Genomic DNA, 12,451 nt, shown 5'->3' on the forward strand with positions numbered 1-12,451 from the left:
TTTAGATGAAGTTTAGATGAAGCAAAGAAAATGGTCGCTGAATCAGTAAAAATCTATAATGAATATAGGCCTCACACAGCTCTAAAATACAAAACGCCCGATGAAATACATCGAGCGTTTTAGTCAATCAAGTGTCAACCCATATCAGGACGGGTCAGGTTATATCATTTCAATCAGTGGATATGGTTCGCGACCATCGATGGGCTTTCTGTGAAAACAACGTCATCAAGTTGTAGGTTGATGCGTTCCAACTTGCTTTCCATCTTCTGACTCTTCTTAAACAGCTTCTGCTGCTTCTTAATCATCTTCGCCAGTTTCTTATTGTACTTCTCTTGCTTCTTCGCAGCTTTCTTCGCTCGCTTAAGCTCTTTTTTCTCACCACTGTTCGCCATAAGCTTTTTCAGCTTGGCTTTTTTCAATGATGGTTTCTTAGCAATACTTGCAACGCTAGGGTCAAACATTTGAACGGCTGAATCAGGCGTATCCACAACCTCAGCCAGTGTAATCTCAGGCTTAGGCAGCGTTTCAGCCAACAGACCACACGCCGCTTTTTCTTCAACAGGTTTGTTTTGACAGCCAAGCGGTGGAATTGCGGTTGGTTTGCATAGGTTCGCTTCGTCCGCCGATGAACGCGCACAAGAGCGACACACAAACTTTGGCTGGGTAACCAAGCTGTGGATCTCGCCTAGGTGTTCGGTAATATCTCGACGGTTTAACTTACAAAAGCGTTTAGCCATGCTACAACTCCAGCTAAGAATAATAATGATTCTTAGTTAGATATACATCCGTAACGCGACTATCGCAAGTGTTAAATGGTGATTTATCGTATTTATGACGGGAAATTTTCTTAGCGTATTGCTAAGTTATTGATGCTTTACTTAAGTCATTGATGCTTTCACATACACATCAAAACGGTTCTTTTTGGTTTCGATCGCCATACTCGGTTTTTGCTCGTCTAACCAAGCCGCATAATCGGGTCTTTTCACCACAACTCGCTTTGACGCCAACTTCATTGCAGGCTCCAACAAACCATCAGCATCTAAATCTGCACCGACCAAAGATTGGAATACGCGCATCTCTTTTTTAACCAGAGCTGATTTCTTTTTGTTCTCAGGGTGCGGATACATTGGATCAAGGTACACCACATCTGGCAGCTCGAAGTTAGGATCATTACTGAGCTTATCTAACGCATCATGGCTTGAAGCGTGAATCAACTTCATACGTTCGCTTACCCAACCGCCGATGTCTGGGTCTTGCTGGGCGCGTTGTAAGCCATCATCCAGCAAAGCTGCCACCACTGGGTGACGCTCTACCATTTGTACCTTACAACCGAGGGAGGCCAATACAAACGCGTCACGCCCCAAGCCAGCCGTACCATCAAGAATGGTTGGCGTAGCCCCTTTGTTTAAGCCTGCCGCCTTGGCGATCGCCTGACCTTTGCCACCACCAAACTTACGTCTGTGACCAACCGCGCCGCCGACTAAATCAACAAAGATAGCGCCAAGCTTAGGTTCGTCCACTTTGCGTAACTCAAGTCGCTCGTCAGTCAGTACCAAAGCAAATTCGCTGTTTTCATCATGAGATAAATTCCAACGGGTCGCTAAGTCATTTAAATGATCGATTTGGGTAGCATCTTCACAAATCAGTTGTAGTTGCAAGGTCGTCTCCAACAGACAGTAGTATTCAAAACAAAAGAGGCAACCAGTTTACCTGATTGCCTCAACAATACATATTAACGGAGCAAACTATTAGCTCTGAAAGCTGTTAGCTCTTAAATTACCAGAACTTAGGAATACTCATCGTGCAGCTTAATTTACTTAATCGATCTGCTCTAGCGCTCGCTCTTTCTGTAACTCGTCAACCAGTTCCGCAAGCGGCTTAGGTCGGCCAATGATGTAGCCTTGTGCGTAGTTCACACCGAGCTCAATCAACTTATCGATGATTTGAGTATTTTCAACAAATTCCGCCACCGTGTATTTGCCCATTTGCTTCGCTAAGTCATTGATCGAACGAACCATCACATGGTCCATCTCGTTGACATCAATATCACGCACAAACAGACCATCTATCTTCACGATATCAACAGGAAGCTTCTTCAAGTAACCAAACGACGATAGACCAGAGCCAAAATCATCCAATGCAATCATGCAGCCAAGCTCTTTAATACGAGTGAAGAACTTGATTGCCTGCTTCATGTTACTCATCGCAGCAGTTTCAGTGATCTCCAAACAAATCTTATGACACGGTATCGACGAGTTGCTTAAGCTATCTACCAGGAACTCAACAAACTCTCGATTACCCATCGAGTGACCAGAAAGGTTGATAGAACACATCCCTAGCTCATCAATCAGATGTGGACGTTGCTCCAACCAATTCAGCGTTTGACCTACTACTTGGCGGTCAATCAAGTGCGCGATGTTGTAGCGCTCAGAGGCTGGCATGAAGATCCCCGGAGAGATGTATTCCCCTTTGATGTTCTTGATTCGCACCAAGATCTCAAAGTGCATTTTCTCGCTTTCTTCATCTAAGCCAAGAATACGCTGTGCAAACAACTCTAAGCGATCATTGGCCAAGGCTTCATGCACTAAGTTCACGCACTCCATCTCTAGGTGACGACGACGCAGGTCTTCATCATCTTGATGGTAAAGGTTATAGCGGTTACGACCTTCTTCTTTGGCTGCGTGACACGCCGCATCGGCTTGAGCATGCACCATCTGTGGCGAAGCCGCGGTATGGTCAATCAATCGGATGCCAATAGAGCAAGTCAGATTGAGGCGAATATCATCCCACAAAAATGGATTCTCACTCATCATCGAGATAATACTGCGACACACATTCACGGCGTCTCGCTCGGTACAGTCTTTGATAAGGACCGCAAACTCGTCACCGCCCATTCGTGCCAACACCGCATTGTATGGCAGCACATCTTCGAGCAGTTGAGCGCTAAATAAGATCGCGGCATCGCCGGCTTCATGCCCTGCGGTGTCGTTCAATACTTTCAGTTGGTCTAGGTCTAAGAACAACATCGCATGGGTACGCATATGGCTCTCGACCTCTTTCAGCGCCTTTTGCAGCTCTTGCTCAAAGTGGTTGCGATTAAAGGTGTCAGTCAACAAGTCGTACTGTGCTTGATACTCTAACCTTTCTGACAGCTCGTGCGTTTCGGTGATGTCTTCACCCACAATTAGTAACTGATCAGACTCCACCAGCGGGCGGATATTTTCTCGAATCCAGATCGTACTGCCGTCGGCATGGCGATATTCAATATCACGACGCCACACACCGCGGATCTTGTGTTGTGGTTGCAGCAAGATATGCCGAGGAATCATCGCGTTCTCATCGACATAGAACTCTCTAGGACGATGGCCTAATAACTGATCCAGTGGGTAACCCAATAGCTCTTCAGCAAACTGGTTCACTTGTTGAATGCGGTTATTACCATCGAGGGTAATCATCATCACGGGCTGTTTGTCGTAATACAGCTTTAGGTTCGCTTCACGTTGGAACAGCTTATTTTCTGCAAGCTTACGCGAGGTGACATCGCGCGCTTCAAATAAGAACTGAATATCTTCTTCTTCCGAGCCCGGCATTGGCTTCAATGAAATATCCAAAACCATCGCACCACGGTCTCGACACCACACCTCAGCCTCAAACCTCAGAGCCGGATGATCTCCTTTTTCAGTGAAGTACTCTCTCAGCACCTCGCCTGCGGAATCTTCCCAGTGTTGATGTTGTTGAAGCGGCGTTCCCAATTTATAGCCTTGATTGTAAAGCAGCTCATGCAGCTTGCTGTTACTCGACAGCAACACGCCGCCTTTATCAATGATGCCCATAAATTGCAGGCTCTGATCGAATATAGATTCAAGCAGTCGTTGGCTTTGGCGACTTGCACGTTCGCTCTTTTTGAGGCGATTAAGGTAATACACCAACACCGCGATAACACACGACATGCTCAAGAACATTAAGCCGATGGTGCGAATTTCATCACGGTAGCGCATTAAGAATGACTTAGGCTTATTGAGAAATGTCACCGAGGCTTCATTTTCAGCGCCCAGGTCCCAACGAGAGATCTGTTGATAATCGAGTTTGATTTCCGGTGCGCCAGCCACCACTAACGGCAATGGCTCATCAGGGTGATTCAGCACATTCAATAACACGCGTCCGGTGTCTCGCCCTTGCGTTTCGCCGCTTTGAATCACGCCACCAATAGCACCAAAACCAAGCCCCAAATCATGCACCATATACAGTGGCATTTGGGTCTTGATGTTCAGTTGTCGCCAATCTTCATCGCTACTCACTCTGCCTTGCGCATCGCGGTAATAGGCCCAAAATAGCAAGCTCTTGCCTAGGTCAGCACGTTGAGAAAATTCCATTAACTCTTGGTAGGAATCCGGCACATAGTGCTCAACGAGATCAGAAAAATCCGGATGGGTTTTGATGAAAAGATCGATTTGAGAACGAATCGCCTCACCAGTGACCGAGTGATCGGTAACGATGTAGATCTTCTTTACGGTCGATTGAAGACGTTTAACCAGCTCGATATTGCCCACTAAGTCGATATCTTCAGTGATGCCCGTCGCGTTCAAACCTTCAATCATTTCAGGAGAGAAATTGTTGATGCCACCAAAGATGACAGGTGTGTCCTTGAGATCGGGCGCAAGGCGCTTCATTAGGTTGAGCGCATTGTTATCACTAACGACAATCGCTGCAAACTCTTCATGCTGTAGCTTGGTGTGATAAAGCTGATACACACGCTCTAGGTATTCTGGGTTTTGAGTACGTTTACTATCGAGATAAACGACACGGTAAGACAGCCCATCACGATCGAGCTCGTCTGATAATCCTTTATGAAAATCATCCGTCCAGAAAAAACCTTGATGGTAGGAGTGGATCACCAATACATCTTTTGTCTGCGCCGAAGCAAATACGCTCCAACACATCGCAATAAATAACACCCAAAATCGCACTGAATTCACCCTAACATCATCGTTGCTGCTAATATTATCACCCTTGGCTATGATATGTACTCTAGCCAATATATTTTCATTAAATCTAAGGGTTAAGCATGTCCACAACCACCGCTCGTCTCGATGACCTAGACCGTGCCATTCTGAAAACCTTGATGGAAGATGCTCGTACGCCTTATGCCGAGATGGCAAAGCAGTTTGACGTAAGCCCTGCGACCATACACGTCCGTATCGAGAAAATGAGATCGGCTGACATTATTGAGCGCACCGAGGTTGTGGTAAACACAAAAAAGCTAGGTTACGACGTGTGTTGCTTTATTGGTATCAACCTCAATGCAGCCAAAGACTATCACTCGGCGATCGCCAAGCTGAATGCCTTAGATGAAGTAGTTGAAGCCTACTACACCACAGGCGCGTACAATATCTTTGTAAAGCTGATGTGTAAGTCGATTGAAGAGTTGCAGTTTGTATTGATCGATAAGTTGCAGGCGATCGATGAAGTTCAGTCGACAGAGACACTGATTTCATTACAGAACCCTATCAACCGCAATGTGAATCCATAATCGTTTGATGAATAGATACAAAAAGAGCCTCACAAGGAGGCTCTTTTTACATTCTGATCAGCTCAATATTAAGCGCTGATACCCGCATGACGCAGCATCGCATCGATTTGTGGCTCACGACCACGGAAGCGTTTGAACAGCTCCATCGGCTCTTCACTGCCACCCATTTCTAGGATGTTGTTCAGGAAGCGGTTACCCGTTTCAGTGTTGAAGATACCCTCTTCTTCAAACGCTGAGAACGCATCTGCTGAAAGCACTTCTGCCCATAGGTAGCTGTAGTAACCCGCACTGTAACCACCCGCAAAGATGTGACCAAAGCTATGAGAGAAACGGTTCCAATCAAGGCTTGGCAACACCGATACCTTAGATTTTACGTCCGCTAACGTTTCTAGTACGCGAGCACCCACTTCTGGGTCATATTCTGTGTGAAGCGTAAAGTCGAACAAACCAAGCTCTAGCTGACGCAGGATAAACATCGCTGATTGGAAGTTCTTCGCTGCCAGCATCTTCTCTAGCATCTCTTTTGGTAATGCTTCACCCGTTTCGAAGTGACCAGAGATAAACGACAGCGCTTCTTCTTCCCAGCACCAGTTTTCTAGGAATTGACTTGGTAGCTCAACCGCATCCCAAGGCACACCATTGATACCCGCAACTGCACCCGCTTCAACTTGCGTTAGCATGTGGTGGATACCATGACCAAACTCGTGGAACAGAGTCACGACTTCATCGTGAGTAAACAGTGCTGGCTTATCACCAACTGGCTTGTTGAAGTTACACGTTAGGTAAGCGACAGGCGTTTGTAACTCGCCAGATTCAGTAATACGACGACCACGGCAGTCATCCATCCAAGCACCACCACGTTTGTGTTCACGTGCGTATAGGTCTAGGTAGAAGCTACCGCGTAGTGCTCCTGTCGCATCAAAGATATCAAAGAAGCGCACAGAGTCATGCCATGTGTCGACGCCTTCACGCTCTGTTACCGACATACCAAACACACGATTCAGTACCTCAAACAGGCCTGAAACCACGTTTGATTCAGGGAAGTAAGGACGAAGCTCTTCATCAGAAATCTCAAACAGGTTCTGCTTCTGTTTTTCGCTGTAGTAAGCGATGTCCCACAGGTTTAGTTCAGAAACACCAAACTCTTTTTCCGCAAACTGACGCAGCTCTTCAACTTCGCGTTCACCTTGTGGTTTTGCTTTTACTGCTAGGTCGTTCAGGAAGCCAAGAACCTGATCTGGCGTTTCAGCCATCTTGGTCGACAGTGATTTTTCGCTGTAGGTGCTGAAACCCAGCATGCGAGCGATCTCGTGACGCAGTTTAAGCTGCTCTGTGATGATCTCGGTGTTGTCCCACTTACCTGCGTTCGGACCGCGATCTGAAGCGCGTGTTACGTAAGCTTCATACAACTCTTTACGTAGTTCTTGGTTATCACAGTAAGTCATCACAGGTAGGTATGACGGGATATCTAGAGTCAGTAGGTAACCTTCTTGCTCTTTAGACTCGGCCGCAGCTTGAGCTGCCGCCAGTGCTGATTCAGGCATACCCGCCAGTTCAGCAACATCAGTGATCTGCTTGCTCCAACCCATGGTTGCATCAAGCACGTTATTTGAGAATTGAGAGCCTAGCTCAGACTGGCGCTTGCTGATCTCGCCATAGCGGTGTTGCTCGTCTGCAGGCAAGCCAATGCCCGACAGCTCAAAGTCACGCAATGCGTCAGTAATGGTTTTTTGTTGAGCTCGGTTTAATGCCGAGAATGCTTCACTCGCCTTGATCGCTTTGTATGCCTCAAACAAGCCTTTGTGTTGACCAACCCAAGTACCGTACTCAGACAATACTGGTAGGCAGCTCTCATACGCTTCACGCAGTTCGTCGCTGTTCACAACCGAGTTCATGTGGCTTACTGGTGACCAAAGACGGCCTAAACGATCATCCACTTCTTCAATCGGAGCAACTAGGTTGTCCCAGCTTGGTGAAGTATTACCTTCAAGTACTTGTTCTATCTTGTTGCGACACGCTTCAATCACTTGCTCAACCGCTGGCTTAACGTGCTCAGGTTTGATTTGTGAAAACGGAGGTAAGTCCGTGAAGGTTAATAGCGGATTAGACATATAAACATTCCTTTGGCTTTAGAGACTTTCGTCTTTTTTGTAATGAGGTCGTCTTACAGTCATCAGGCTCAGGTTCGCCCTAAAAAAATCACCTGCGAATAGTTATTAAATAGTGCCCAATAAGGCAAATTTCAATAGTAGAACCAATAACTAACCACATATTGCGAACGACTGTTCCTGAATTGTTCGAGAATTTATGGTCCATTGAGGGTTATAATGGTCTGATTAACCCCACCTACACTAACCACACTCTAAATCGAGAGTGTTACGAGAGTTTAATTTGTTAAGTTATCGCCACAGCTTCCACGCAGGTAACCATGCCGACGTAGTAAAGCATATCGTACAGAGCCTTATTCTTAATTCTTTGAAACAGAAGGATAAGCCTTTTGTTTATCATGACACTCACTCTGGTGTAGGTCGTTACGACTTAACGCATGAATGGTCTGAAAAAACCGGTGAATACAAGCAAGGTATCGCTCGCGTTTGGGAGCAAAAAGACCTTCCTGAAGACATTCAAAGCTACCTTCAGTCTATCTCAACACTCAACAACGGCGACAAGCTGCGCTACTACCCTGGTTCACCACGTGTTGCACGTGCGCACCTGCGCGACCAAGACCGCATGGTACTGACCGAGCTTCACCCAGCCGATCACCCGCTGCTTGAGCAAGAGTTCCACCGTGATCGTCAGGTATCTATCTACAAAGAAGATGGTTTCCAACGCTTAAAAGGCAGCCTGCCACCAAAAGAGCGTCGTGGTTTGGTACTTATCGATCCGCCTTATGAGCTAGCAAGAGAGTACCGCGATGTGGTGACGGCGATTGCTCAAAGCCATAAGCGCTGGGCAACTGGTATCTACGCAATTTGGTACCCGGTAGTAAACCGTTGTGACATCGAAGATATGATCGAAGGCCTTGAAGGCTTAGGCATCAACAAGATTCTACAAATCGAACTTGGCGTATCACCAGACACCAATGAGCGCGGCATGACAGCCTCAGGCATGATTGTGATCAACCCGCCTTGGAAGCTAGAAAGCCAAATGAACGAGATTCTTCCATTCTTGAAGGAAGCAATTGCACCGGCAACCGGTCACTTCAAAGTAGAGTGGATCGTACCCGAGTAATCTCGAATCCACATCATAGACTGAAGAATCTTCAACAGACTGTGATGTGGACGAATAAATTTTAAACAGGGAGATTGAGTTCAACCGATCTGCCCTCAATATAATAATTAGACAATTTAAGAATCTATAGGACGTAGGTATCCAGTGCTCTCACTGTGACTACAACCTTCAATAAATGGAGAAAGTAATGGCGACTCATTTTGATTACATCTGTATCGGTGGCGGTTCAGGCGGCATCGCATCAGCAAACCGCGCTGCTATGCACGGTGCAAAAGTTGCACTTATCGAAGCTCAAGACCTTGGTGGTACTTGTGTAAACGTTGGTTGTGTTCCTAAAAAGGTAATGTGGCACGGCGCTCAAGTCGCTGAAGCTATCAACCTATACTCTGAAGACTACGGCTTCGACGTTGACGTAAAAGGCTTCAACTGGGGCAAACTGGTTGAAAACCGTCAAGCGTACATTGGTCGTATCCACCAATCTTACGACCGCGTACTTGGTAACAACAAAGTAAACGTAATCAAAGGTTTTGCTAAGTTCGTTGATGAGAAAACGGTTGAAGTTAACGGTGAACACTACACTGCAGATCACATCCTGATCGCGGTAGGTGGTCGTCCAACGATTCCAAACATCCCAGGTGCAGAATACGGCATCGACTCGAATGGCTTCTTCGATCTGATGGAGCAACCAAAACGCGTTGCGGTTATCGGTGCTGGCTACATCGCGGTTGAAATTGCTGGCGTTCTAAGCGCGCTTGGCACAGAAACACACCTGTTCTGCCGTAAAGAATCTCCACTACGTAGCTTCGATCCAATGATCATCGAAACGCTAGTAGAAGTAATGGAAGCAGAAGGTCCAACACTTCACACGCACTCAGTGCCTAAAGAAGTGGTGAAAGAAGCAGACGGCACGCTGACTCTGCACCTAGAGAACGGCAACACTCAAAACGTTGACCACCTAATCTGGGCTATCGGTCGCCACCCAGCGACTGACGCGATCAACCTAGCATCAACTGGCGTTGAGACGAACGACCGTGGCTACATCAAGGTAGACGAGTTCCAAGCGACTAACGTTCCTGGCATCTACTGTGTTGGTGACATCATGGAAGGCGGTATAGAGCTAACTCCTGTGGCAGTTAAAGCAGGTCGTCAGCTTTCTGAGCGTCTATTCAACGGTCAAACCAACGCTAAGATGGACTACAAGCTAGTACCTACTGTTGTATTCAGCCACCCACCTATCGGCACTATTGGTCTAACGACTCAAGAAGCTGAAGAGCAGTACGGCAAAGACAACATCAAGGTTTACACATCTGGCTTCACTGCAATGTACACAGCAGTAACTAAGCACCGTCAACCTTGTAAGATGAAACTAGTATGTGCAGGCGAAGAAGAGACAGTAGTCGGCCTACACGGCATCGGCTTCACTGTTGATGAAATGATTCAAGGCTTCGGCGTTGCAATGAAGATGGGCGCAACCAAAGCAGACTTCGACTCTGTTGTGGCTATTCACCCAACGGGCTCAGAAGAGTTCGTTACTATGCGTTAATCAACGCCTTTAGTTGATACTTTAAGAAGCAGCCCTTGGGGCTGCTTTTTATTAACCAGCTTGAACAAAAAAAGAACACATAAAGCACTGATATATAAAAAATTATAAAAGATTGTCAAATATCAGCAAAATCTACAGATCGTACTTATAGAATCCCGTTCATAATAATTCTTGAACGAGCGACAATGTCAGTAGCCAACACCCGTATAACCGATCTTTTTTATCAATTATTGGATCTATCTGAGGCAGAAAAAACAAAATACCTAAAAGAATTAAAATCACACCAAGTCGAACTGTATAACAAGATTTATCCCCTTCTCTGCACGTCAGACTTAGAGCCTCTTACACACATATTTGGCGTAAGCGCCCTTCAAGCTACTGACAAAAAAGCTAACTTCTCTGATACATACATTGATAAATACCACCTATCTTACGAAATAGGTCGTGGCGGCATTGGCGTTGTCTATGCTGCTACTCGAGTGGATAAGACATTCCATCAAGATCTTGCAATAAAACTCATTCAACCAGCGTTATCCCACATCATAGACAAAAAGTATCTGTTTCAAGAGGCACAAGCACTTGCGACGTTGAATCACCCATATATAACCAAGGTGGTCGATGGAGGGACACACGAAGGGTCTGTCTATATCGTTATGGAACATATTAAAGGTTGCACGTTGAACGAGTACCTTACGACCTGCCCCCTGAGTTACCCCAAAAAGCTTAATCTATTTTTAAAGATATGCGCGGCTATATCACACGCACACAAACACCAAGTGCTGCATACCGACTTGAAGCCAGAGAATATCTTAATCGATTGTGAGGGAAACCCGAAGATACTCGACTTTAATTTAATGAGAGGAATCAGTGACCAGTTGTCAGCTCACCCACTCACTATCAATGCCTACAGTCATGACTACGCGAGTCCAGAGCAAATCAGCGGAAGCCCCCCCACATTCCAATGCGATATTTACGCTCTAGGAAAAATCTTAAGCTTCATGTTTCCTAAACTACCGATAAGTCAGGGAGACTTAAACTGCATCATTCAAAAAGCGACACGAAGCCACGCCTTACTACGCTATTCGAGCACTAATGAACTCTATAACGACATTACGCAGCTGATCGCTTGTCGTCCAATTTCCGCATATCAAGACCAACCATTTCATTCAGTTCTAAAGCTATGTCAGCGCCGCCCAGTTCAATGTGCCTTATCTACTGTTCTCATTTGGTGTGGTATAGGTTTCTACACACCTTTGATAAAAAAAAACCAACAACTTCAAATAGAAAAACGCACTTCAGAAAGAGTCACAAGGCAATTTGTCCGAACGCTTTCTCAAATAAAAGAAAGCCCTAAATCGAAAGCATCGATCAATACAGTACTAAAACATACCCATAAAGCGGTCTTAGGCGATCCTGGTATACCAACAAAAACAAAGATGAAACTGTTACGAATCATTGCCCCACAAACAACTAGGACAGAATCAACAAAAGGAAACTGCTAACCATGAATAACCAACTTACTGATATAGAATCGATCATGAGAGATTGGAAAGCTGGGCATAAATGGGCAGAACAAAAGCTCTATCGTTTCGCTTACGCCCACCTCTACGCTCTCGCTCAAAAAGAGAGAAAAAGGAGCACAACCAAGCATGAGCAAAGCTGCTGGGTGTCTTGGAATAGTATCCACAACACAACGGCGTTAGTTCACGATGCTTACCTAAAGCTCTCTTCTTCCGAGACTCAATCAATAGAAGACACTCGTGATTTCCTGTTGATGGCAGCAAAAATTATGCGACAAATACTCATCGATAACGCTCGACGTCAACAGGCACAGAAACGCCAACTACCCACAAAAGCCCCCTCTCAAGATGAAAGGCATTTCGAGCAACTAATCATTATAGATAAGGTTGTTGACCACTTTACTTTGAATTACCCAAGACAATCACAAGCATTCAAACTGAAATACCTTATGGGACTTCAAACTCAAGAAATCAGCCAGCTACTAACCTGTAGCGACAGCCTAATTGAAAAGGATTTAAAATTTTCTCGCTGTTGGTTAACGAGGAAAATAAACACGCAGCACAATCCAATTTATTGAAAAATAATTTACGGTATTTCACTCAAATCTCGTGTCTTGTGAAATCCAC

At 45.7% G+C, this 12,451-nt stretch carries 9 protein-coding genes and 1 pseudogene; 6 read left to right on the top strand and 4 right to left on the bottom strand.

The genetic code is table 11. The features are described 5' to 3' along the window. Positions 1-12 precede the first annotated feature (12 nt). Positions 13-123, top strand: a pseudogene (locus tag L1D37_RS23135) (integrase core domain-containing protein); the annotation flags it as partial. Between the two features lie 50 nt (positions 124-173). Here the strand turns inward: L1D37_RS23135 and L1D37_RS23140 are convergent. The 3 genes from L1D37_RS23140 to L1D37_RS23150 form a co-directional block, all read right to left on the bottom strand. Further along, the gene (locus tag L1D37_RS23140) at positions 174-737 is read right to left on the bottom strand and encodes a hypothetical protein (protein ID WP_239849270.1); all 564 of its coding nucleotides are present in this window, start codon (positions 735-737) and stop codon (positions 174-176) included. Between the two features lie 141 nt (positions 738-878). Beyond that, complete coding sequence (locus tag L1D37_RS23145) at positions 879-1,658, bottom strand: class I SAM-dependent methyltransferase (protein WP_239849271.1); 780 nt, start codon at positions 1,656-1,658, stop codon at positions 879-881. A gap of 159 nt (positions 1,659-1,817) precedes the next feature. Further along, on the bottom strand, positions 1,818-4,940 hold the full coding sequence (locus L1D37_RS23150) for an EAL domain-containing protein (RefSeq protein WP_239849279.1): 3,123 nt from the start codon (positions 4,938-4,940) through the stop codon (positions 1,818-1,820). A gap of 125 nt (positions 4,941-5,065) precedes the next feature. Here L1D37_RS23150 and asnC point away from each other — a divergent pair, with 125 nt between their 5' ends. Then, complete coding sequence (asnC, locus tag L1D37_RS23155) at positions 5,066-5,530, top strand: transcriptional regulator AsnC (RefSeq protein WP_008218581.1); 465 nt, start codon at positions 5,066-5,068, stop codon at positions 5,528-5,530. Between the two features lie 68 nt (positions 5,531-5,598). Here asnC and prlC read toward each other — a convergent pair whose 3' ends face one another. Continuing rightward, positions 5,599-7,641: an oligopeptidase A gene (gene prlC, locus L1D37_RS23160; protein WP_239849272.1), complete on the bottom strand. Its 2,043-nt coding sequence runs from the start codon at positions 7,639-7,641 to the stop codon at positions 5,599-5,601. Between the two features lie 280 nt (positions 7,642-7,921). Here prlC and L1D37_RS23165 point away from each other — a divergent pair, with 280 nt between their 5' ends. The 4 genes from L1D37_RS23165 to L1D37_RS23180 all read left to right on the top strand — a co-directional run bounded on the left by L1D37_RS23165 (position 7,922) and on the right by L1D37_RS23180 (position 12,402). Next, the gene (locus L1D37_RS23165; RefSeq protein ID WP_239849273.1) at positions 7,922-8,761 is read left to right on the top strand and encodes a 23S rRNA (adenine(2030)-N(6))-methyltransferase RlmJ; all 840 of its coding nucleotides are present in this window, start codon (positions 7,922-7,924) and stop codon (positions 8,759-8,761) included. A 187-nt stretch (positions 8,762-8,948) separates the two neighbouring features. Further along, positions 8,949-10,304 carry a glutathione-disulfide reductase gene (gorA, locus tag L1D37_RS23170; protein ID WP_161753144.1) on the top strand — a complete coding sequence of 452 codons (1,356 nt, stop codon included), beginning with the start codon at positions 8,949-8,951 and terminating at the stop codon, positions 10,302-10,304. A gap of 185 nt (positions 10,305-10,489) precedes the next feature. Beyond that, a complete protein-coding gene (locus L1D37_RS23175) occupies positions 10,490-11,806 on the top strand; it encodes a serine/threonine-protein kinase (protein ID WP_239849274.1) in 1,317 nt (438 codons plus the stop codon). A gap of 2 nt (positions 11,807-11,808) precedes the next feature. Then, entirely contained in the window at positions 11,809-12,402 is a 594-nt protein-coding gene (locus tag L1D37_RS23180; RefSeq protein ID WP_239849275.1) for an ECF-type sigma factor, read from the top strand. Positions 12,403-12,451 lie beyond the last annotated feature (49 nt).

This window comes from Vibrio sp. Isolate33, assembly GCF_022397895.1.
Taxonomy (GTDB): Bacteria; Pseudomonadota; Gammaproteobacteria; order Enterobacterales; family Vibrionaceae; genus Vibrio; species Vibrio pomeroyi.